At 36.7% G+C, this 22,367-nt stretch carries 24 protein-coding genes; 21 read left to right on the forward strand and 3 right to left on the reverse strand.

The genetic code is table 11. From position 1 onward, the window contains the following. Positions 1-138 precede the first annotated feature (138 nt). Entirely contained in the window at positions 139-636 is a 498-nt protein-coding gene (locus tag AC6UDD_RS02330) for a hypothetical protein (protein ID WP_500718268.1), read from the forward strand. Positions 637-658: 22 nt separating this feature from the next. Here AC6UDD_RS02330 and def read toward each other — a convergent pair whose 3' ends face one another. Continuing rightward, positions 659-1,219 (reverse strand): peptide deformylase, encoded by a 561-nt coding sequence (def, locus tag AC6UDD_RS02335; RefSeq protein ID WP_500693908.1) that lies wholly within the window; start codon positions 1,217-1,219, stop codon positions 659-661. A gap of 188 nt (positions 1,220-1,407) precedes the next feature. Between def and AC6UDD_RS02340 the strand changes: the two genes are divergently transcribed. The 13 genes from AC6UDD_RS02340 (at position 1,408) to holA (ending at position 13,576) form a co-directional block, all read left to right on the forward strand. Beyond that, positions 1,408-2,340, forward strand: a complete 933-nt coding sequence (locus AC6UDD_RS02340; protein ID WP_500718271.1) for a Rossmann-fold NAD(P)-binding domain-containing protein — start codon at positions 1,408-1,410, stop codon at positions 2,338-2,340. Further along, entirely contained in the window at positions 2,324-2,617 is a 294-nt protein-coding gene (locus AC6UDD_RS02345; protein ID WP_500718275.1) for a UPF0223 family protein, read from the forward strand. Before AC6UDD_RS02340 ends, AC6UDD_RS02345 begins: the two co-directional genes overlap by 17 nt. Continuing rightward, on the forward strand, positions 2,617-3,408 hold the full coding sequence (locus AC6UDD_RS02350; protein ID WP_500718899.1) for an inositol monophosphatase family protein: 792 nt from the start codon (positions 2,617-2,619) through the stop codon (positions 3,406-3,408). The genes AC6UDD_RS02345 and AC6UDD_RS02350 overlap by 1 nt, the downstream gene beginning before the upstream one ends. A gap of 99 nt (positions 3,409-3,507) precedes the next feature. Then, entirely contained in the window at positions 3,508-5,343 is a 1,836-nt protein-coding gene (gene typA / locus AC6UDD_RS02355; protein ID WP_500718278.1) for a translational GTPase TypA, read from the forward strand. A 113-nt stretch (positions 5,344-5,456) separates the two neighbouring features. Beyond that, the gene (locus AC6UDD_RS02360; RefSeq protein WP_500718282.1) at positions 5,457-6,629 is read left to right on the forward strand and encodes an FtsW/RodA/SpoVE family cell cycle protein; all 1,173 of its coding nucleotides are present in this window, start codon (positions 5,457-5,459) and stop codon (positions 6,627-6,629) included. A 9-nt stretch (positions 6,630-6,638) separates the two neighbouring features. Then, positions 6,639-6,902 carry a YlbG family protein gene (locus AC6UDD_RS02365; protein ID WP_500696605.1) on the forward strand — a complete coding sequence of 88 codons (264 nt, stop codon included), beginning with the start codon at positions 6,639-6,641 and terminating at the stop codon, positions 6,900-6,902. A gap of 9 nt (positions 6,903-6,911) precedes the next feature. Continuing rightward, a complete protein-coding gene (rsmD, locus tag AC6UDD_RS02370; RefSeq protein WP_500718288.1) occupies positions 6,912-7,466 on the forward strand; it encodes a 16S rRNA (guanine(966)-N(2))-methyltransferase RsmD in 555 nt (184 codons plus the stop codon). Positions 7,467-7,477: 11 nt separating this feature from the next. Beyond that, a complete protein-coding gene (coaD, locus tag AC6UDD_RS02375; protein ID WP_500718293.1) occupies positions 7,478-7,957 on the forward strand; it encodes a pantetheine-phosphate adenylyltransferase in 480 nt (159 codons plus the stop codon). Next, positions 7,954-9,009: a SepM family pheromone-processing serine protease gene (locus tag AC6UDD_RS02380; protein ID WP_500718299.1), complete on the forward strand. Its 1,056-nt coding sequence runs from the start codon at positions 7,954-7,956 to the stop codon at positions 9,007-9,009. Before coaD ends, AC6UDD_RS02380 begins: the two co-directional genes overlap by 4 nt. Positions 9,010-9,052: 43 nt before the next feature. Next, positions 9,053-9,736 (forward strand): helix-hairpin-helix domain-containing protein, encoded by a 684-nt coding sequence (locus AC6UDD_RS02385; RefSeq protein WP_500718304.1) that lies wholly within the window; start codon positions 9,053-9,055, stop codon positions 9,734-9,736. A gap of 65 nt (positions 9,737-9,801) precedes the next feature. Continuing rightward, positions 9,802-10,287 (forward strand): ComE operon protein 2, encoded by a 486-nt coding sequence (locus AC6UDD_RS02390; RefSeq protein WP_500718310.1) that lies wholly within the window; start codon positions 9,802-9,804, stop codon positions 10,285-10,287. 218 nt (positions 10,288-10,505) lie between these two features. Beyond that, a complete protein-coding gene (locus AC6UDD_RS02395) occupies positions 10,506-12,545 on the forward strand; it encodes a DNA internalization-related competence protein ComEC/Rec2 (protein ID WP_500718315.1) in 2,040 nt (679 codons plus the stop codon). Beyond that, a complete protein-coding gene (gene holA, locus AC6UDD_RS02400) occupies positions 12,542-13,576 on the forward strand; it encodes a DNA polymerase III subunit delta (protein ID WP_500718318.1) in 1,035 nt (344 codons plus the stop codon). The genes AC6UDD_RS02395 and holA overlap by 4 nt, the downstream gene beginning before the upstream one ends. A gap of 13 nt (positions 13,577-13,589) precedes the next feature. On the opposite strand, the gene rpsT is transcribed toward holA, so the two are convergent. Continuing rightward, positions 13,590-13,853, reverse strand: a complete 264-nt coding sequence (gene rpsT / locus AC6UDD_RS02405; protein ID WP_500695552.1) for a 30S ribosomal protein S20 — start codon at positions 13,851-13,853, stop codon at positions 13,590-13,592. 236 nt (positions 13,854-14,089) lie between these two features. On the opposite strand from rpsT, the gene rpsO reads away from it, so the two are divergent. The 7 genes from rpsO (at position 14,090) to yihA (ending at position 22,112) form a co-directional block, all read left to right on the forward strand. Then, positions 14,090-14,359, forward strand: coding sequence for a 30S ribosomal protein S15 (gene rpsO / locus AC6UDD_RS02410; RefSeq protein ID WP_500693894.1), 270 nt, complete (start codon positions 14,090-14,092; stop codon positions 14,357-14,359). Between the two features lie 171 nt (positions 14,360-14,530). Continuing rightward, positions 14,531-16,249, forward strand: coding sequence for a ribonuclease J (locus tag AC6UDD_RS02415; protein ID WP_500718321.1), 1,719 nt, complete (start codon positions 14,531-14,533; stop codon positions 16,247-16,249). A gap of 52 nt (positions 16,250-16,301) precedes the next feature. Next, positions 16,302-17,210: a hypothetical protein gene (locus AC6UDD_RS02420; protein WP_500718324.1), complete on the forward strand. Its 909-nt coding sequence runs from the start codon at positions 16,302-16,304 to the stop codon at positions 17,208-17,210. Positions 17,211-17,388: 178 nt separating this feature from the next. Beyond that, on the forward strand, positions 17,389-18,576 hold the full coding sequence (gene tuf, locus AC6UDD_RS02425; RefSeq protein ID WP_500693891.1) for an elongation factor Tu: 1,188 nt from the start codon (positions 17,389-17,391) through the stop codon (positions 18,574-18,576). A 167-nt stretch (positions 18,577-18,743) separates the two neighbouring features. Further along, positions 18,744-20,081 (forward strand): trigger factor, encoded by a 1,338-nt coding sequence (gene tig / locus AC6UDD_RS02430; RefSeq protein WP_500718327.1) that lies wholly within the window; start codon positions 18,744-18,746, stop codon positions 20,079-20,081. Positions 20,082-20,224: 143 nt separating this feature from the next. Continuing rightward, a complete protein-coding gene (gene clpX / locus AC6UDD_RS02435; RefSeq protein ID WP_500718331.1) occupies positions 20,225-21,511 on the forward strand; it encodes an ATP-dependent Clp protease ATP-binding subunit ClpX in 1,287 nt (428 codons plus the stop codon). 16 nt (positions 21,512-21,527) lie between these two features. Then, positions 21,528-22,112, forward strand: a complete 585-nt coding sequence (gene yihA / locus AC6UDD_RS02440; RefSeq protein ID WP_500718334.1) for a ribosome biogenesis GTP-binding protein YihA/YsxC — start codon at positions 21,528-21,530, stop codon at positions 22,110-22,112. 37 nt (positions 22,113-22,149) lie between these two features. On the opposite strand, the gene AC6UDD_RS02445 is transcribed toward yihA, so the two are convergent. After that, complete coding sequence (locus AC6UDD_RS02445) at positions 22,150-22,317, reverse strand: SPJ_0845 family protein (RefSeq protein WP_500695557.1); 168 nt, start codon at positions 22,315-22,317, stop codon at positions 22,150-22,152. Positions 22,318-22,367: the final 50 nt, after the last annotated feature.

A 22,367-nucleotide genomic window follows, 5' to 3' on the forward strand; every position in this document is an offset into this window, starting at 1 on the left:
AGGTTGCAGGAACGCAACAATTAACCATATTCTAGCATATTATGGTAAATAAGTATAGAATCATGTGAATCGACAAACATGTTTCATGTTAGAATTGACCTATAAATTTGCCTAATAATCAATAATGGGAGAAGAACAGTGAAAATATTTTTAGAATGGGTCGTTGCAATTGTCGTTGCTTTTTTAATTTATAACTGTTTGCACTATTTTTTTGTCACTCTACCGACCAAAAGGTATCAGTTAAAAATGAAGCATAGCGTTGATGGCGAGATTTATAAAGTGGTCAAATACTTTGAGGTTGAAGATAAACGTGAAATTGTACAAAGTTACGTTGGGTCACAAGTCCTGTCTGACTTCTGGGGAAGAGGAGTGATGGTTTTTGAATATCGTTGCGTTGTAAAAGAGGGCTATGATGATGCGGATCTTTTACGGGACCTTTTCAATCAAAAACTATCCGAATACTCCATGTCAGATGGTTTTGTTGATTCCAATCATAAAAAAACGTTGATTGTGACTGACTGTTGGCTGAACAAAAGTGTAATGGTTTTTGATGTAGCAAATGTCATTAATCCTGCAACTCATGAATATTTAAGTGATTTGGATAAGTTAAATGAAAAAGAAAGGGAGACGCAGTAACGTCTCCCACAAAAAAACATTATTAATCAAAAAACACTTCATCTTCGGTTTTGGAAAATGGATCATCTTTGTCGATATGATCGTAAAACAAAGTTCCGTGAAGATGATCAATTTCATGTTGAGCAATGATGGCTGGATAGTGTTTTAACCTGACTTGATGAACTTTACCGCTCAAATCTTGATATTTAATCGTAACACGGTCTGCTCTCGGAACAAAACCAGGGACATCACGATCAACCGATAAGCATCCTTCACCTTCAGTTAATGCACCACGTTGAACGGAGTTTGAGATAATAACTGGATTTATCATAATTGCCTTGAACGGTGATTTTTGGTCTTCACCTTCTGGTGGTGTTAAAACAGCAGCCATTGATTTAGATTGTCCAACTTGTGGAGCGGCCAAACCAACTCCGGCTCGCAAATGGTATTTTTTACATTGTTCAGGATCCTGACTAACTTCCAAGTAATTCATCATTTTTTCGCCTAATTTACGATCTTCATCGCTAAGTGGAAATTTAACGGGTTGACTTTGTTCCCGTAACACAGGATTTCCCTCTCGAGTTATGTCTTTCATTAAGTACATAACGGTTTACCTCCTAATTCATGTCAACTTCTACCAATTTATTTTATCATAAATCTCAAAACCAGTTAATTTCATGGTATTTCGGCATTTTAATTTATTCTTATGTGCAAAAAGAAATTTGAAATGGTATTTTATTAACAAGCAAAAAATTAATAAATTCTTTAAAAACAAAGAATGGAGGAATTAGAATGCAACCAAAAATTTTAATTAAAGGAAGCATAACCAGGATCTTATCACTTTTGAACGCTTTAATTGTTTTAGACTTTCCCGTTACTATCCAAGTAGATGACAGTGAGCAAGTTCGATCAACCGTCTTTTCTAGTAAGATGTGTCATAACTTGTCAATCCAGATTGCAAGTAAGCCAGAATTAAATAATTTCGATGCGTTATTGTATTTGCCAAACGTTGATTTCTATAATCCCAAGTTGACGGATGCTACTCAGATTGCAGAAGATATGAGACCAGAAATTGATAAACTAAGGAATTTAATCAATGACTGTGTCTCAAATGGATTTCGCGGTAAAATAGTGATTGATGCTCCCCATGATGAAGTATTCACGTATTTTGCAGCAAGTTTTTCTGGACTTGATAATCAAAATATCATTGGCGTTGGAACTCTTCCCCAAGAAATGTTGCTAAAGAATGAACTCCAGAGGAATTTTGACGTTAGTGCTGATGATATTAATGTCAATGTCTTAGGATTAAATACTAATAATTTAGTCGCCTGGAGTAGGGTTTACATTGGTCCTGCAACCTTGCTTTCATACCTGGCTGATGATAGTAACAACTATAGTAGTGATATCATTACTCAAGTTCAGGAAGTGATCGATGATCAGGGGGTCGTTATTAATGAAATGATCCAAAGTAAGGCTATTGTTCGATTACTTGTTTCAATGTATGAGGGTCAATCGTTAATTTGTTCAGTTGTAAATGTTGATAAAGAAAAAGATGAATTAAAGCTAGACGTTAGCCCAAAACTGATTAATCGAAATGGAGCAGCTCAATCGATTCGACTTCAGCTTTCAGAAGATGAACAAAAAAAGTTAAATTCAGATGTTGAGTGGGCCGACGGTATTATTGCAGCCGTGATTAATGGAGGAAAAAATGCCTCAAAAAACTAATGATAGTTATTCTTATCCCATTTTCGATGATTGGAGTCGAAAAGAATTAATTGACGTTTGTCATTTCTTTGAAAATATTGAAATGGCATATAATAATGGAGTTAGTCGAAAGAAATTAATGGATAGTTATCGACGCTTCTGCGAGATTAATCCGGCAAGAGTCGAACAAAATAACTTACAAAGAGATTTTGAAAAGCAGTCTGGCTTAGACGTGTACCATGTTGTTAAATTAGCAAAAGAAAACCCGGATTTAAGGACCATTAAGCGAAAGGAATGATTTCCATCACAACAGTAGATGATTTAAATAAAATTGATCAAGATGTTTGCCAAATCTTAAAAACCGCACGTGCGTTTGTCATGGAAAGATTAAATGGTCATTTAGACGTAGATGAAAAAACTGGAAGGAAAGATTTAGTTACAAATATTGATAAAGACAACGAAAAGTTTTTTGTAAAACAGCTAAAAGCACTTAAACCTGACAGTAAAGTTCTTGGCGAAGAAGGCTTAGGGGACAAAATTGACAATTTAAACGGACGGGTTTGGATTGTAGATCCAATCGATGGAACAATGAATTTTGTAAAGCAACGTAATCACTTCGCAATGATGATTGCCTATTATGTCGATGGCGTACCAACCCTTGGGTTCATTTATGATGTTATAAATGACAAGTTATATCATGGTGGTCCTGATATTGGCATCTATGTTAATTCTGAGACAATGAATCCTCCAGTTAACGGTTCTCTTGAAGATGGGTTAATTGGAATGAGTGGTCCACTTGTTATTAGGGATGTTTATCATATGCAAGAAATTGCAGAGGCTAGTTCTGGTTACCGAATTTACGGTAGTGCTGGGATCGAAATCGTTGCTGCTCTTTGTGGGGAGACAATCGGTTATATTTCGCATTTAAGGCCTTGGGATATTGCTGCTGGTCGTGTTCTTGCTGAAACGCTTGGGATGACCGTTTCTACTATTGACGGCAAGCCCATAAATATGCTATCATCAAACACAGTTTTGTTAGCGACAAAAAAGGCGCAAAAAGATATTCTGAAAATTTCGACGAAGCGTTAATCAAAAGCTGTGATGGACTCACAGCTTTTTTATCGAAGTTGGGTTATTAACTTATCAAATTGCAAATTTTTGAATTGCTTTTTTGAGGAGGAAACATTTTTGAAAACAAGAGACGATATTAGAAACATTGCCATCATTGCCCATGTCGATCACGGTAAGACGACCTTGGTTAATGAATTATTAAAGCAATCTGACACTTTGAATGATCACACTGAGATTCAAGATCGTGCGTTAGATTCTAACGCGATTGAACGTGAGCGTGGAATTACCATTCTGTCAAAAAATACTGCCGTTAAGTATGGCGACAAGCAAATTAACATTCTGGATACCCCAGGACATGCTGACTTTGGTGGAGAAGTTGAGCGTATCATGCGAATGGTTGATGGTGTCCTGTTGGTTGTTGATGCAGCTGAAGGAACAATGCCACAGACCCGTTTTGTTTTAAAGAAAGCTTTGGAACAACATTTGACTCCAATTGTTGTAATCAACAAAGTTGACAAGCCTGGTGCAAGACCTGAAGCAGTTGTCGATGAAGTCCTTGATTTATTCATTGAATTAGGTGCTGACGAAGAGCAACTGGAATTCCCCGTTGTTTACGCATCTGCTATGAACGGAACTTCAAGTTATGATCCTGACGTTTCAAAGCAAGAACACACTATGAAGCCGGTTTTTGATACCATTATCAAAAACATCCCATCACCAATCGATAATTCAGACGATCCGTTACAATTCCAAGTTGCAATGCTTGATTATAACGATTTCGTTGGTCGAATTGGTATTGGCCGTGTCTTCAGAGGTAAGATCAAAGTTGGGGATAATGTTGTTCTCATGAAACTTGATGGGAGCACTCAGAAGTTCCGTGTTACTAAATTGATGGGATTCATTGGTCTTCAAAAAGTTGAGATCAATGAGGCTAAGGCCGGAGATTTAATTGCTGTCTCTGGAATGGAAGACATTAACGTTGGTGAAACCGTTGTTAGTCCTGATAAGCAGGAACCACTTCCTGTTTTGAGAATTGACGAACCAACCCTTCGAATGACCTTTGGAACCAATACTTCACCATTTGTTGGTCAAGACGGTAAGTATCTCACTGCTCGTCAACTTGGTGATCGTTTGAAGAAGGAACTTCATACTGATGTTTCTCTTCGAGTTGAAGACACTGATGATCCAGGTGCATGGGTTGTTTCTGGACGTGGTGAACTTCACCTTTCAATCTTGATTGAAACTTTGCGTCGTGAAGGTTACGAACTTCAAGTTTCTCGTCCTGAAGTTATCTACAAGGATGTTGACGGAGTTAAGTGTGAACCATTTGAATCCGTTCAGATTGATACCCCAGAAGGATATTCTGGTTCAATCATTGATACCTTGTCACAACGTAAGGGTGAAATGAAAAACATGGAAAACGTTGGAAATGGTCAGGTTCGGATGACTTTCTTAGTTCCATCACGTGGTTTGATTGGGTACAGCACTCAATTTTTATCATTGACTCGTGGATACGGAATCATGAACCATTCATTCAGTCAATATCTTCCAGCCATCAAAAATTGGAATCCTGGTCGTCGTAATGGAACCTTAGTTTCAATTAATTCAGGCAAGGTGACTACTTACGCCATCATGGCCGTTCAAGACCGTGGTAAGATCTTCACTGATCCTGGTACCGATGTTTATGAGGGTATGATTGTTGGTGAAAACGCACGAGATAATGATATTTCAGTTAATATTACTCGTGGTCGTAATCAAACCAACGTTCGTGCAGCCGGATCCGAAGATATTGCGAAGGTTAAAGAACCAGTTCATATGACCCTTGAAGAATCACTTGAATTCTTAAATGAGGATGAACTTTGTGAGGTTACTCCAGATCATATCAGATTAAGAAAGAGAATTTTAAATACTAATGAACGTGAAAAGGCAGCTAAGAAGCGCCGTCACAATTAATTAAAATAATTAAGACTATTTAACCATTGTTAAATAGTCTTTTTTTATTTGGTGATACTAGTATAATGAAAGGTATTAATTCATGAATTTTACATATTCAGTTGGAGATTAATATGATTAAATACTTAAAACAACTAGACTGGTACATTATGGTGCCGTACCTATTACTGAGTTTGATTGGGATCGTCATGGTCTTTTCATCTAGTGAAGGGTTAAGCGCTCATACTAATATTGCGTTTCGTTATCTGATTCTGCAATCAATATTTGTGTTTGTTGGCTTTATTGTTCTGTTGTTTTTTTCAAGGTTAAGGAGCAAGGCGCTTGAAGGGAACTTAAAATTTTATGTGTTAGCAATGGTTTTTATGGCCGTTGTTTTAGTGTTTTTGAAATTTTTTGGTACTAGTACGAATGGGGCAGCCGGATGGATCAGAATTGGACCAGTTAGTATTCAACCGGCTGAATTTTGTAAGCCGTTATTCATCTTGTATTACGCAAATGTTTTAGCACATGAAAGACCATCCTTTGAGAACGTTGGATTATTTAAAGAGTTTAGAACTGTTGCTAAGCCGAGTGTACTTCCAATCATCATGCTCGTTTTAATTTTCCTCCAACCTGATACTGGTGGTTTTGCAATTAACTTATTCATTATTTTAATGATGATTCTGGCAGCTGGAAGTAACTTTAAAGCTTCAAGAATTTGGATTGTTGCAATTGGAATCTTTATTTTAGGTTTTAGGATCTGGATTAAGCCTTTTGATGGAATTTTAAGTAACATTCACGCTTATCAAATTCAAAGATTAATTAGTTTTTCTGACCCCTTTAAGTACATTCAGACTACTGGGCATCAATTGGTTAATTCTTATTATGCAATTAGTAACGGAGGATTATTTGGTGTTGGGATTGGTAACGGCATTCAAAAGATGGGTTACTTGTCAGAGCCAAATACTGATTTTATAATTGCAGTTATTGGCGAGGAACTTGGGGTTGTCGGTATTTTAGTCGTTTTGGGACTCTTGTTGTATCTCGTTTTAAGAATCATCGCAGTTGGCAGTCGAACTAATGATACTTTTTATAGTACGATTTGTTATGGAACCGCTGCTTACATTTTTATTCAGACCTTATTTAATGCTGGTGGTGCCGTTGGTATGATTCCTTTAACTGGGGTTGCACTTCCATTTATCAGTTACGGAGGTTCGAGTATAACGGCACTTTCCATTTGTCTTGGACTGGTCCTTTATATCAGTAGAGTAGAAAAAAGAGAACGTAGTAATAAAAAAGTGAAGTAAGGTGAAATCATGGCCAAATTAACTGACCGAACGGAATTGATTGTTTCGACGTACTCGATTCGTCAAATTAAAAACCTAAAGAGATTTGGTGATATTCGATTTGTATCGAAAAAGATGCACTATGTTATTATTTTTGTTGATAGTTCTGATTTAGATACGACTATCCAAGAAATTAGTAAGCTTAGGTTTGTTAAAAAGGTTGGGGTCTCTCCAACCGTTGACTTGGCACTTGCTTTTGGTGAGATTAATGCTGAAAATAACGTTGAAGAGTAGGAAACAAAAATGAGAATAATTTCAGGCAAATTTGGGGGACGTAAAATTAAACCAGTCCCTGGAAATCAGACACGCCCAACAACTGACAAAGTACGAGAAGCGTTATTTAACATGATTGGACCATACTTTGACGGCGGTAGTTTTCTGGATTTGTATGCCGGATCAGGAGCCGTCTCCCTTGAGGCCATTTCTAGGGGAATGGATCATGCTGTTTTAGTTGATAAACAGTATGCTGCGTATAAAACTATTAAACAGAACGTTGCAATTGATCCGAATGCTGCTGATTTTTCTGTGTGGAAGATGAATGCCGAATCAGCGCTGGTTAAATTGAAAAAAGAAGGTCATTTCTTTGACTATATTTTTTTAGATCCACCATATAAGAAACAACAGATGGTTAAACAACTAGAAGAGATTAGCGATAGTGGTTTATTAAATCATAGTGGGATGGTAATCTGTGAGACTGACAATCAAACTGATATGCCTGATGATGTTAAAAATTATCGCCTCATTAAACAAAAAGATTATGGTTTAACGGTAATCTCAATCTATCAAATTTTAAAATAAAGGGAAAAATTATGAGAAAAGCCATTTATCCGGGTAGCTTTGACCCTATTACCAATGGACATTTGAATATTATTAAGCGGGCAACACAACTATTTGACGAAGTTGTCGTTGCCATTGGCGACAATTCGAGTAAAGTGGGGTTGTTTACTCCTAATGAACGAAAAGAAATGGTTGAATCGTGTGTGGCCGGCTATTCAAACGTTACGGTTAAGGTCTATTCTAATTTGACGGTTGATTTCTTGAAAGCAGAACATGCCAATATCCTGATCCGGGGGATTCGGGATACTAAAGATTTTGAAAACGAACAGGAAATTGCTAGTTTAAACCAAATGTTGGATTCACAAATTGAGACCGTGTTGTTGTTTGCTAACCATGATTATGAGTTGATTTCTTCTTCAATGGTTAAAGAGATTAATCATTTTGGTGGGGATGTATCAAAATTTGTTCCTGACGTTGTGCGTGAGGCACTAAAGGAGAAGAGAAACCAGTGAAGAAAGTCTGGAAATGGATTAAACATAACCGATATTTTTTGATTTTCCTAGGGATCATTATTTTTATATTGTGGTTCCTTTTTTGGCCGCTTAATGCTTTGATTGAAGCGCCCGGTGAGGCCGTTAATATTCAACCAATGGTTAAAATTCAAGGAATCAAACCAAATAAGAAGAATAAGTTTATGATCACTGCAGTTTCAATGTCGCAGGCAAGACCGATCACTTACTTGTATTCAAAAGTGAATCCCCATGTTTCAATTGAGAAAACGTCAGATGTGATGGGAAATCAAAGTAATCAAGAGTATGATAACGTACAAGATATTTATATGAAGACGGCTATCAATAATGCAATTTATGTTGGCTATCACAAAGCTCATGGTAAAGTTAAGCAAAGTTATCATGGTGTGTATGTATTAAACGTTTATCCACAATCTGATTTCGCTAATAAATTGAAGCCTGGTGACTTGGTTGAATCAATAAATGGGAAAAAATTATATAAGGGCCCAGAATATGTAAAGTACATTCAGAGCTTACCCAAGCATGCGCGACTTAAAATTACTTTTAAACGGAATGGAAAAGATAAACAGGCGATTGGCACAAAGAAACAGCTGGTCAAGGGATTTTATGGAATTGGGATCGGAATGATTGACGATATGAGTGTTAAAACTGATCCTAAGGCTAATATTAACCCGGGCAAAATTGGCGGACCCTCTGGCGGCCTGATGTTTGCCCTGCAAGTATATAGTGAATTAAAACATACGAATTATGATTACAAACGAATTGCAGGAACTGGGACGATTGCCGCCAATGGTCAAGTGGGTGAAATTGGTGGAGTGGATAAGAAAATAATTGCTGCTAATAAGAGTGGCGCACAGGTTTTCTTTTGTCCATACGTTAAACCGACTGAGCCAATTTTGAGAATGGAGCAGGGTCATAAGACTAATTACCAAGTGGCTAAAGCAACTGCCAAAAAGTATGCCCCTAAAATGAAAATTGTTCCGGTCACATCTTTTGATGACGCTTTAAATTATTTAAATCAAAAACACAGCTAAAAGCTGTGTTTTTTTTCGTATTTAAATGTGAAAGGAGAGAAAGATGGATAAGTTATACGAATTTATTGAGGAATACAAATACAGAATTATTGGAGGATTGATAATTACTGTAGTGGGGTTACTGGGATATTGTGTTTTTGCATCTCAAAATAGTAACGGGCAGGCGCCACATACCAATTTGCAAACAGCAGCCAAAGCAAATCGCAGAAGAAACGTTACTAAATCAACCGCGGAGAATTCATCAGGTAATGGGGATGACAACCATCAACAAGTATATGTTGATGTAAAAGGAGCAGTTAATAAACCAGGAGTTTATCAGGTTGGTAAAAACATGCGTGTTTCTGATGCAGTTGAATTAGCAGGTGGTTTTAATCGTTCAGCGGATGCCAAGCACATTAATTTAGCGCAAAGATTGTCTGATCAACAGGTTGTTTATGTTCCAATTCGTGGAGAAATTAATGGATTACCTAAGACTAATCAAGTTGCTAGTGATTCATCAGGACATCCGGCTGGAGGTGATAAAGGCTCTGATAGCGGAAAGATTAATATTAATGAAGCAGATAAAGCTAAACTTCAACAGCTAAATGGGATTGGTGATAAGAAAGCTGATAAAATAATTGCTTATCGGAAACAAAGTGGACCGTTTAAAAAGCCTGAGGACTTGAAAAACGTTCCTGGATTTGGTGACAAAACCGTTGCAAATTTGAAAAGTTCGATTACTGTTTGAAGCAACTGTGATAGATAAATATTGGTATACTAGATTTATCTATTCTAGTGAAGGTGATGACATTTATGAAAAAGAAAAGGATTCCGTGGGACCAATATTTTATGTTGCAAGCAATGTTAGTTGCGTCCAGAAGTACGTGCAATCGACGATCTGTCGGTGCGGTATTGGTGCGAAATAAGCGAGTAATTGCTTGTGGATATAACGGTTCGGTATCAGGAGATGTCCATTGTATTGACGAAGGGTGTTATTTAGTAGATGGTCATTGTCAAAGAACAATCCACGCCGAGATGAATGCCATTTTACAATGTGCTAAGTTTGGTGAGTCAACTGATAATGCTGAGTTATACGTCACTGATGTACCTTGTTTGCAGTGTACAAAGATGTTACTTCAGGCCGGGATCGTTAAAATCAAATATTTAAGGAATTATCATAACAGTGAGTATGCTAAAAAGTTATTGGACATGAAACATGTTTCTTTAGAAAAAGTTGATGTTAATCAAAATGATGTTAATAATCTACCGTTTGAGTCATTCTTATCCGTCGATAAATAATTAAAAAGAATTTTTTGGTTTTTACATCCATTTTGTGGGTGCTTGGTGCATTCGCATTTTTTGGAAATCACATAATTGGAATTGTTTTATTAATTTTATGGTTGATTCGTATCTTTCTTTTAAAAATTCCCTGTTTCTTTTCAAAAAGTGTCATCTCACTGCTAATCCCACTGATATTTTTTGGAATTTGGCAGAATCACATTAACCAACAAGTTAGGGTGATACCTAAGACAGAAGCGACTTCGACTTGGATAGCTAAGGTCCATCCAGATGAATTACAGCTTCGTGGAGATACGTATAGTGGAGTTGTAGAAATCCCCCGGTTGAAACAGCGGGTATTAATTTATGGGTTTGTAAAAAATAAGAGTGAAAAAGATGCTTTACTTCATCTTAATCACACCAGCGAATTTATTATTGATGGCCAACTTAATTTGATTGATTCACCTCCCAATTTTGCCCAATTTGACTCCAAGAGTTTTAATCGTGCTAAGGGAATTGTGAGTGAAATTAAATGTGATCAAATTAAATACCGTCAGATTTGTAGCAGCCGAGATTTAGGTAATCGTGTTCACGACTTAAGGTTTCAAATGCTTAAAACGTGTGATCAATTACCTAAACATCTACGGATGTACGTTTTGGGTATCATTTATGGGAGTCGGAGTAGTGATTTTAGAGAAGAACTGACCGGGGTCCAACGCTTGGGCCTCATCCACTTATTCACAATTTCGGGGATGCACGTTTATTATCTAATTGGTCTAATTACGTGGATTATGACGACTTTGCGATTGAGAAGGGAGCAGGTTAATTCATTCTTAATCATTTTTCTCCCATTTTACTTTGTAATTGCTGGTGCAGGAGCTAGTTTACTTCGGGCAATTATAATGGCCGAAGAACGTTTGGGTCTAGATAAAGTGCATTTTGACATGTCTCCCTTAGATATCTGGTCCAGTGCGGTGATGATCAACTTGCTGATTAATCCATTGTTTATTTTTCAGTTTGGGTGTCAGCTCTCATATTTATTATCACTTGGGTTAATCCTGACGAAAAAATGTGGGTTTTTAAAACAGACTATCCTACTTAACTTAATTAGTTTACCGATTATTTTGTATCATATGTATGAATGGCATGCATTATCTTTGTTTGCCAATCTGTTATTTGTTCCTTTCTTTTCAACCTTTATATTTCCAATGGTGTTAATTGGATATTTGCTGTCATTTTTAAAGTTTGATTTGATTGTTTCATTAATTGATACAACCTTAAAGGTATTTGACCAACTTTTAAATTTTCTTTCCAGGCTTCCAGGGAATTTGGTAATCGGGAAACTAAACGTATGGATTGTTTTATTGATGGTAGTAATTTCTTTACTTCTCATTGAAAAGGTAACTATGAAGCGAATAACCATTTTGGTGCTGTTTTTCAGTATTGGTTTTGTGATGATTCATTTTCCGATAAATGGAGAAGTTGATGCATTTGATGTTGGTCAAGGGGATAGCTTTCTTGTTAGAGAACCGTTTAATCGTTCGATTACTTTGATTGACACAGGCGGGAAGCCTAATTTCTTTGGCAAACAGAAGCGGGCCAAAATTTATCAAGCCAATGATACTTCAATCCGATATTTAAAAAGCATTGGGATTTCAAAACTTGATAATGTTTGTTTAAGTCATCAAGATGCTGATCATGTTGGTGATTTGCCGGCCTTTTTAAGTAAAATGAAGGTTGATCGGGTTTATGTTCCATGGGGGATGACTAATAATCAAAGCTTTTTAAGGCGAATTAGACCGTATCAAGGACAGTTTCAGTTGCTTGATGCCAAGGCTGGAAATCGAATTAAAAATTCTCCATTTCAAGTTGTTCATCCGATGAAAAGTGGGTCTGGTGAAAATCAAGATTCCATGGTACTTTTTGGTAAAATTGGCGGTTTGAAATGGATTTTTATGGGTGATTTGAATCGAGAAGAGGAACTTAAAATTATTCAAAAATATCCTGATTTGCGAGTTGATGTGATTAAGCTAGGTCATCATGGAAGTAGGACTTCCTCCGATCCTAGATTTATCAGGGCGATTAGTCCTAAAGTTGCTCTGATATCTGCTGGTCGTCATAATCGTTATAATCATCCAAATCAGGAAACTATTGATACAATGCATCAACAACATGTTGCAATTATCAGTACTAAAAAGAATGGTATGATTAGATATAAATTCAAAAATAATAACAAAATTGGAAAATTTGAAACAAAGTGGAAGGTGGCACGTCGTTGAGTGTCGTAGAACAAGTTAATCAGATTGATAATGATCCTAAGTCAATTTATTTAATCCTTGGAAATGATGATTATTGGATCGATATAATTCAGAAGAAACTAAAATCTCTGATCCCGAATGATGAACGGACAATGAATTTTGCTACTTATGATATGGAAGAAACATCGCTTTCCGTTGCACTAAATGATGCGATGTCAATTCCTTTTTTTGGGGAAAGACGACTAGTCTTCATTAAGAATCCATATTTTTTGACTGGTGAAAAAAATAAAAGCAAAGCCGTTCATCATCCAGAAGAACTCATAAATTATTTGAAAAATGCTCCTGATGACACAACTTTGGCCTTTTTTGCCCCATATCAAAAGCTAGATGCCAGAAAAAAAGTTAGTAAGAAGCTTTTAAAATGTGCGGAAGTAATCGACTTAAATCAGTTTTCTGAAAGGGAAGTTAAGCAGTTAGTGCAAAGTAAGATTAAGAACAGTGGATATTCGATCGATCAAAATGCACTTGAAGAACTTCTTTCTCGAACTTCGGGCAATTTGGCTAGTGTTATGAACGAATTAAATAAACTCTTTTTATACAAAACCAATGATAAAAAAATAACGCTTGATGCGGTCGATTCGTTAGTATCAAAATCGATGGATCAAAACGTTTTTGATTTAATTAATTATCTAATGAGTGGTAAAACAACGAAAGCAATTGAGTTTTATCATGATTTAATTTCTCAGAAGCATGAACCAATTCAAATCAATGCAATTTTAGTTAGTCAGTTTAGGTTATTACTGCAAGTTAAAATTTTAGATTATTTTGGCTATAGTCAGGGGAATTTAGCAAGTTCTTTACGGGTCCATCCGTATCGAGTAAAGTTAGCAATTAGGAACAATCGTAAGTATCCTAGAGAATATCTACGAAATGCCTATATTAGTTTGGTAGAAATTGAGGAGCAACTGAAAAGTACGAGTGTTGATCCAGAATTGTTGTTTGAAATGTTTGCCGTTAAACTAAATCAGAGTATAAAAAAAGAATCCGATTAATCGGATTCTTTTTTTAGTTGTCGTTTTTAGCAAGTTTATTTGCTAAATGAGACTTCTTACGGTTAGCGTTATTAGCTTTGATAAGACCCTTAGATTTTGCATGGTCAATTGCTGCAACAGCACTGCGGTATACACTATCTAAATCATCGGCACCAGAAGCTTCAGCTTTTTCGAATTTTTTGATTGCACTTCTCATTTCGTTCTTTTGAGATGCGTTTTTCTTTCTAGCTTCTTCGTTAGTTCGCATACGTTCGATAGCAGATTTAATTACTGGCATTAAGTTCACCTCCACCTTGTGAAATAAATTCAATTATTCACATCTTTTGACGTTCTTAATTATACAAAATCCATTGATTAATTGCAATAGCACTAAAAACAAGACTAATTTTTTAATGATAACTTGAATAACGCTTTCTTTTAGGTTATATTGAATAAGTAACTTAATCTTAGTTTTGCGAGTCACTGACGTATTACTCAGATTGAGGGATTATATTAGAAAGGTGGAATGTAATAATGGCTTTAACTAAAGAACAAAAGAACGACATTATTAAAAAGTTTGCTCAACACGATGGTGACACGGGTTCGACAGAAGTACAAATTGCTGTATTGACTGCTGACATTAATGAAATTAATGGACACATGAAGACCCACAAAAAGGATTTTCATTCACAACGTGGACTTATGAAGAAGATCGGTCACAGAAGAAATCTTCTTGCTTACTTACGTAACAATGATGTACAAAGTTATCGTAAATTAATCAAGGAATTAGGATTACGTCGTTAATCTTGATTTTAATAGGGCGGATTTTTCCGCTCTTTTTTTATACATAAATAATTTAGTGCTTAATATAAATATGTTACACTGTTAACAGATATCATGAGCGCTTAGAGGCTAAGCTTCGCATAAAATAGTTAATTTTAATCGTAAGTAATTTTTTGAGAGGAACAAGTAATTATGAAAAAGAACATCAAAATCATTCCACTGGGTGGAGTGAGAGAAAATGGCAAGGATCTTTATGCCATTGAAATTAATGATAATAGTATTTTTATTTTGGATTGTGGACTAAAATACCCTCAAAACGAAATGTTAGGAATTGATTTTGTAATCCCAGATTTTTCGTATTTAAGGGATAACGCCGATAAAATTGTCGGGGTTTTTCTTACCCACGGTCACGCAGATGCAATTGGGGCACTTCCATATTTTTTAAGTGAATTTAACGTTCCCGTGTTTGGAACGGAGTTAACGATTGGTTTGGCAAAGCTGGCGGTTGCTGATAATAAGAAGACTAAAAAATTTAATGATTTCCATGTCATTAATAGTAAAAGTGAAATCGTATTTGAGGATGGCACGGTTAGTTTCTTTGATACCACCCATTCAATTCCTGACTCAGTTGGGATCGTGATTAGTACTGAACTCGGAAACATTGTCTATACTGGTGATTTTAAGTTTGATCAGACTGCTGCCGACGGGTACAAAACGGATTATTCAGCTCTTACTGATATTGGTAAAGAACACGTCTTGGCACTTTTAAGTGACTCAAGAAATGCTGACAATCCAGAAGAGAGTACTGACGAGAAAGAAATCAGAGATTATCTCTATGAAACCTTTCACTACCAGAAGGGTCGTGTGATCGTTGCCTGTCTTGCTAATAATATTTTAAGAATTCAAGAAGTTTTAAACGCTGCATCTAAGTCAGGTAGGAGAGTTTATCTAACCAGCAAGGGTCTAGAAGAGGTTATTGATACTGCGTTGAAACTTGGTAAGTTAACGTTACCTTCTGACGATTTGTTTATTGAATCTGCAAAAGAGTTAGATCAAATGAATCCGCATGAAGTTTTGATTCTACAAACCGGTAAGAACGGTGAACCAATGGAATCACTTCAAAGAATGGCTGATAACCGAGACAGAGACGTTGATATTCAGCCAGGTGACCTGGTCTTGATTGCTACCAGTCCATCCCGTGCAATGGACACTCCATGGGCTAAGACCCGTGATATGATCTATAAAGCTGGTGGAGAAGTCATGAGCATTGCTGATGAAAAGAACATCTCAGGAGATGCCAGCAAGCATGATCTTCAACTGCTCCTTAATTTGATTCATCCCGATTACTTAATTCCAATCCAGGGTGAGTATCGATTAATGGAAGCACAAAAAGAGCTAGCTGAGGAAGTTGGGATGAAACCTTCACACGTTATTTTACCCGCTAAGGGTGATGTAATTGAGTTTGATGGCGAAAACATGTTTTTGTCAGAAGCTGTCCCGGCTTCTGACACCATGATTGATGGAATTGGTGTCGGAGACATTGGAAACATTGTATTACGGGATCGAAAAGTGTTGTCGGAAGATGGTGTCTTCGTGGCAGTCGTTACTATCGACCGCAAGAAGAAAAAAATTATTTCAGAGCCCAAGATCATGGCTCGGGGGTTTGTTTACGTTAATTCTGATAAATCCTTGCTTAAAGAAGCAGCCGATATTGTATCTGAAGCAGTCCAGAATAACCTTAATAACAAGGAATTCGACTGGGGTCATTTAAAACAAGACGTTAGAGAAGACCTTGGACAATTTCTATACAAAAAGACTGGAAGAAGACCTGTGATTCTTCCGGTTATTATGGAAGTCAATCAACACCACAGAAGAAAAAAAGCTAACAATAAAAACGATCAAGAAGATTAAAGAAGTTGAGCCCCGGCTCAATTTTTTTGTTTTCTTATGTGAGGATAATAGATTGAATGATCATCAAGAAGCAAGATTAAAAAAAGCACAAACAGATTTTAAACAAAAACATTATCAGAAAAGTTCACAGGAATTGTTGGCTTTGTATGATGAAGTTGACGATTACAATGTGATTGATTTGTTGGGACACTCGCTCTTTAATGAAAAAAAGTACGTTGAATCGTATCGATTATTAGAAGATAACTTTAATTATTTTGTTGAAAATGACATTAAATTATTAATAAATATTTACTTAAAAAACCGGAAGTTTATCCCACTACGAATAATTGTTGATTCGATTGATGTATTAGATAAGGATGATGTCAAAGGCGAAATCGAATCTTTAGAGAGAATCAATGACTCTGAGCAGGCTGAATCTAACCGGGCTAACTTGAAGCATTTTATGCACATGGGTGGACAAACGGGAATCAAGCAGCGCGACATAATGGAAAAGGCTGAAGAACTCCCGTATAAGCAATATTTGAAGGGTGCACAGTTTAACCTAGTAGATCCAGACTTCAATCCAGTATGGAGAAATCAGTTACTTAATAATTTAGCTAAGTTAAAGTATGATAAACCAGTTAAATATATTTGGATGGATGGAAAAACGTATACTTTAACACCATCACAGCTTGTTGATGAATTGGATTCTGGTGCGTATCAAGCAATGCAAAGGGAAATTAGAAAACGCTACGGACAAAATGATCCAATTCGTTACCAGCAAATTTCTAACGCGGTTGAATATGATGCCCAGATTTTGTATCCGTTTATTGATGATGTGATTAAGGAGCCTAGTGAATGGGTAACCGCTATTCATCGGCATATCATTAATCCGAATATGGTAGTGGATGATGAAAAAATGGGATCAATTGATCATTGGTTAGTGAAAATTGATAAAATCATGAATTTATTACTAAAGTAATTTAAGAAATTGTCTATATCTGGTTTACAAATAATTTGTCAGTGGATATAATATGAAAGTGAATTCCCAAAAGGGTGACAATTTTGCCTTTTAGGGGAAATGTAGTATAATTAATGATAAAGAGACATTGGCGTTTTGCTGATGTTTGTCTTACGAAAATGACAGGAGGGTTTCATAAATGGCAAAAGAACATTATGAAAGAACAAAGCCCCACGTTAATATTGGTACTATCGGCCATATTGACCACGGGAAGACTACTTTAACTGCAGCAATCACTAAAGTATTATCAGAAAAGGGCTTGGCTAAGGCTGAAGACTTTGCTGATATCGATGCTGCACCAGAAGAAAAGGAACGTGGTATTACTATTAATACTGCCCACGTTGAATACGAAACTGAAAAGCGTCATTATGCACATATTGACGCCCCAGGACATGCTGACTACGTTAAGAACATGATCACTGGTGCTGCTCAAATGGATGGTGCCATTCTTGTTGTTGCCGCAACTGATGGTCCTATGCCACAAACTCGTGAACACATTTTGCTTGCTAGACAAGTTGGTGTTGACCACATTGTTGTCTTCTTGAACAAGACTGACATGGTTGATGACGACGAATTGATCGACTTAGTTGAAATGGAAATTCGTGAGTTGCTTTCAGAATATGGTTACAATGGTGACGATGTTCCGGTTGTTCGTGGTTCAGCTTTGAAAGCACTTCAAGGTGACAAAGAACAAGAAGAAAACATCATGAAATTAATGGATGTTGTTGATGAATACATCCCAACTCCAGAACGTGATGACGACAAGCCATTCTTAATGCCTGTTGAAGATGTATTTACCATCACTGGTCGTGGAACTGTTGCTTCTGGTCGTATTGACCGTGGTAGCATCAAAGTCGGCGACGAAGTTGAAATTGTTGGTTTAGTTCCTGACACATTGAAGACTACTGTTACTGGTCTTGAAATGTTCAGAAAGACTCTTGACAAAGGTGAAGCCGGTGACAACATCGGTGCATTACTTCGTGGTATTGATCGTGACCAAGTTGTTCGTGGACAAGTTCTTGCAGCACCTGGTTCAATTCAAACCCACAAGAAGTTCACTGGTCAAGTTTATATCTTAACCAAAGAAGAAGGTGGACGTCATACTCCATTCTTCTCAAACTATCGTCCTCAATTCTACTTCCACACCACTGATGTTACTGGTGTTATCGAATTAGACAAGGGAACTGAAATGGTAATGCCTGGAGACAACGTTACTTTCCACGTTGACTTAACTAAGCCAGTTGCCATTGAAAAAGGTACTAAGTTCACTATTCGTGAAGGTGGACATACCGTTGGTGCCGGTGTTGTTACCGAAATCGATGATTAATTAGTATTTTTATTTAGAGATTGAAGACATTGTCTTCAATCTCTTTTTTTATTGCTATGGCCGTTTTAGCGTCGCTGTTTACTTTTGCGGACGCTTAAGTTAGAATATTATTTGAATACTATTACTTGGAAAAGTGTGTAAATATTTTTCATGTTGGAGGAAATGTTATGGCAGATTGGAAGAAAAAAGGCACCAATGATGGGGAATTAACCTTTGAAATTGGTCTTGATAAGATTAAAGAAGGATTAGATCGAGCTTTCAAAAAGAATAAGAAAAATATTAAAGTTCCTGGATTCCGTAAGGGTAAAGTTTCAAGACAAGTATTTAACCAAATGTATGGTGAAGAAGCTTTATACCAAGATGCTTTGAATTTGTTATTACCAGATGCTTACAGTGAAGCAATTAAGGACGCTGGCATTGAACCCGTTGGTCAACCTGACGTTAGTGTTGATTCAATTGAAAAAGGGAAGCCTTGGGTCTTAAAGGCTACTGTTAGTGTCAAACCTGACGTTAAACTTGGTCAATACAAAGGACTAAGCGTTCCAAAGGAAAGCACTCGAGTTTACAAGAAAGACGTTGATGCTAAGATTGATAAAATGCGTCAATCTCAAGCTGAACTTGTTCTAGTTGATCGCCCTGCCAAAAAGGGTGACACTGTTACCATCGATTTTGAGGGATTTGTTGATGGCAAGCCTTTTGAAGGTGGAAAAGCAAATAACTATTCTCTTGAACTTGGTTCAGGATCATTCATTCCAGGATTTGAAGATCAATTGATTGGCAAAAAGGCTGGCGATGATGTCGAAGTAAAAGTTACCTTCCCTAAGGATTATCAAGAAAAGTCACTTGCTGGTAAAGAAGCTACCTTTAAAGTTAAACTCCATGAAGTTAAAGAAAAACAACTTCCTAAGCTTGATGATGACTTTGCTAAAGATGTTGATGAAGATGTTGATACCCTTTCTGAATTGGAAGACAAAGTTAAAAAAGAACTTAAGGAACAAAAAGAATCAGCCGCTCACGATGCCAAGGAAAATACGGCTATTAGTGAAGCAGTAGATAATGCTACTGTTAAGGATATTCCAGAAGTTATGATTAATGATGACGTTCAACGTCAAATGAACCAGTACTTAGCTGGAATGCAGCAGCAGGGTATTAACGCTGAAATGTACTACAAACTCACTGGTACTAAGCCAGAGGACTTAAAGAAGCAATTTGCTGATGGTGCAGATCGTCGAGTTAAAACTAATTTGGTCTTAGAAGCAATTGTTAAAGCTGAAAAGATTGATCCTAGTGAAGAAGACATTCAAAAAGAAGTTAGCAATCTTGCTAAACAATACGGAATGGAAGAAACAGCCGTTCGTAATGCATTATCTGACGACATGTTAAAACATGATATTGGTATTCAAAAAGCCGTTGACATTGTGGTTGACAGTGCTAAAGAAGAACCAAAATCAACTACCAAGAAGGCTTCTGAAAAGAAGGATTCCAGTAAAGAAAATAAGAAATAATTTATACAAGATGGGATCCGCTTGTTAGAGCGGGTCTTTTTTTGTAGAGCAAATTATTTTAAAAGGTTCTATTAGTATGGTATAGTTTCAAATTGCGGGCAACGAGACGAATTAACAACGAATTAACAAAAAGGAGAGATACCATGTATGATGATTCAAATCAAAATGAGACCATTACTTGCTCCTTTTGTGGAAAGTCACAGGACCAAGTAAAAAAAATTGTTGCTGGACCCGGTGTATATATTTGTAATGAATGTATCGATTTGTGTGAACAGATCATGAGTGATGAATTAAACAAGACCAATGCTGAAGACATCAATGTGCTTACTCCAAGTGAAATTGTTAAAAAACTTGATGAGTATGTGATTGGTCAAGATGAAGCCAAAAAAACGCTAGCGGTGGCTGTCTTTAATCATTATATGAGAATTAAGGCTTTGAATGATTCTGAAGATGATGATGAAAGTGAAGATGGTAACCAAGAACGACATGCTTATGATGACGCTCAGATTCAGAAAAGTAATATTGCAATGATTGGACCAACTGGATCGGGGAAGACTTATCTGGCTCAAACACTTGCTAAAATTTTAAACGTTCCCTTTGCAATTGCTGATGCTACGACGCTGACTGAAGCTGGATATGTTGGAGAAGATGTTGAAAATATTCTTTTGAAACTCTTACAGAACGCTGATTATGACGTTGATCGGGCTGAAAAGGGAATCATTTATATTGACGAGATTGATAAAATTGCTAAAAAAGCCGAAAATGTTTCAATCACAAGAGATGTATCTGGTGAAGGAGTTCAACAGGCTCTTTTAAAGATTTTAGAGGGAACGACCGCTAATGTCCCACCAAAAGGTGGTAGAAAGAACCCGAGCCAAGAGTTTATTAAGATTAATACGAAGAATATTCTGTTTATTGTTGGTGGGGCTTTTGATGGAATTCAAGATATTGTTAGACGACGCTTAGGTGATAAAACAATTGGTTTTGGGGTTGATAATCATGAAACCCAATACGTTGCTGATGAAGATATTATGCAAAAAGTAATTCCTGAGGACCTAATGAATTTTGGATTAATTCCAGAGTTTATCGGTCGTCTTCCAATTTTGACTGCTTTGAATAAGTTGAGTGAAAATGATCTGGTCAAAATTCTTACTCAGCCTAAAAATGCGTTAGTGAAACAATACCAAAAGCTTTTATCTCTTGAAGGTGTCCAACTTAAATTTGAAGACGATGCACTTAAGGCCATGGCTAAAAAGGCTATTGCCAGAAATACGGGTGCTCGTGGTCTCCGCTCTATGATTGAAAGTGTGATGAGAGATATTATGTATTCACTTCCAAGTCGCGATGACGTTAAAGAAGTGATTGTTACCCCAGATTCAGTAAATAGTGGTAAGGAACCAAAGATGGTCTTAAAAAGCGAAGCAAAGTAATCGAACGGAGATAATAATGGACGTAAATGATGTTGAACTAGTAATGAGTGCAGTTGATCCCAAACAGTATCCCACTACTGGATATCCAGAAATTGGCTTTTTGGGTCGATCTAACGTCGGCAAGTCTTCACTAACGAATATGTTGATTAACCGAAAGGATTACGCTCATACGTCTGGTCAACCTGGAAAAACGCAGACTTTGAATTTTTATCGCGTTAACGATGAAATTTACTTTGTTGACGTTCCAGGATATGGGTACGCGAAGGTTTCTAAAACAGAACGGGAAAAATGGGCCCAAATGATTGAGACTTATCTAACGCAACGTGAGCAGCTCCGGGGTGTGATCAATTTAATTGATGGTAGACACGCCCCGAGTGAGTACGATATTCAGATGCGTGATTGGTTAGAGTATTATGGGATTCCCGTGCTTTACGTAGCGACTAAGGTTGATAAAATTCCTAAAAGTAAAATCAAGAAACAAGAACAGATGTTGCGAAAAGGGCTGGAGCTTGAAGCAGATGAACCGTTGATAATGTTCTCTGCTAAAACCAAGGTCGGAGCAGATCAAATTTGGAACTGGATTGAGCAACAAATTAAGTAATAAAAAAAATCAGCTGTGAGAACAGCTGATTTTGTGTTTATTTGGTTTTGTCTTGATCTAATATTTTATTCTTTTTTGATTCGCGTTGGTCTTCTTTGTTTTTATGATTCAAAAACTTGGTGCGGTTAGGATCTTTCGGATTCTCTTTAGCAAATTTACTGAACATGGCATCAAGATCTTCATTTCTTCTAATTTTTAGTCCCATATTAATCGCTCCTTTAGACTCATCATAGCAAAAAAATCATTTCATGTCAG

The sequence above is a fragment of the Fructilactobacillus sp. X2R1C3 genome (assembly GCF_059901425.1).

Coding starts and splice junctions, on each gene's coding strand:
- AC6UDD_RS02340 (WP_500718271.1), top strand. CDS start 1,408: ATGCAACCAAAAATTTTAATTAAAGGAAGCATAACCAGGATCTTATCA.
- AC6UDD_RS02385 (WP_500718304.1), top strand. CDS start 9,053: ATGGATAAGTTATACGAATTTATTGAGGAATACAAATACAGAATTATT.
- AC6UDD_RS02360 (WP_500718282.1), top strand. CDS start 5,457: ATGATTAAATACTTAAAACAACTAGACTGGTACATTATGGTGCCGTAC.
- AC6UDD_RS02415 (WP_500718321.1), top strand. CDS start 14,531: ATGAAAAAGAACATCAAAATCATTCCACTGGGTGGAGTGAGAGAAAAT.
- AC6UDD_RS02445 (WP_500695557.1), bottom strand. CDS start 22,317: ATGGGACTAAAAATTAGAAGAAATGAAGATCTTGATGCCATGTTCAGT.
- AC6UDD_RS02365 (WP_500696605.1), top strand. CDS start 6,639: ATGGCCAAATTAACTGACCGAACGGAATTGATTGTTTCGACGTACTCG.
- rpsO (WP_500693894.1), top strand. CDS start 14,090: ATGGCTTTAACTAAAGAACAAAAGAACGACATTATTAAAAAGTTTGCT.
- coaD (WP_500718293.1), top strand. CDS start 7,478: ATGAGAAAAGCCATTTATCCGGGTAGCTTTGACCCTATTACCAATGGA.
- AC6UDD_RS02390 (WP_500718310.1), top strand. CDS start 9,802: ATGAAAAAGAAAAGGATTCCGTGGGACCAATATTTTATGTTGCAAGCA.
- AC6UDD_RS02345 (WP_500718275.1), top strand. CDS start 2,324: ATGCCTCAAAAAACTAATGATAGTTATTCTTATCCCATTTTCGATGAT.
- yihA (WP_500718334.1), top strand. CDS start 21,528: ATGGACGTAAATGATGTTGAACTAGTAATGAGTGCAGTTGATCCCAAA.
- tuf (WP_500693891.1), top strand. CDS start 17,389: ATGGCAAAAGAACATTATGAAAGAACAAAGCCCCACGTTAATATTGGT.
- tig (WP_500718327.1), top strand. CDS start 18,744: ATGGCAGATTGGAAGAAAAAAGGCACCAATGATGGGGAATTAACCTTT.
- rpsT (WP_500695552.1), bottom strand. CDS start 13,853: ATGCCAGTAATTAAATCTGCTATCGAACGTATGCGAACTAACGAAGAA.
- clpX (WP_500718331.1), top strand. CDS start 20,225: ATGTATGATGATTCAAATCAAAATGAGACCATTACTTGCTCCTTTTGT.
- rsmD (WP_500718288.1), top strand. CDS start 6,912: ATGAGAATAATTTCAGGCAAATTTGGGGGACGTAAAATTAAACCAGTC.
- def (WP_500693908.1), bottom strand. CDS start 1,219: ATGTACTTAATGAAAGACATAACTCGAGAGGGAAATCCTGTGTTACGG.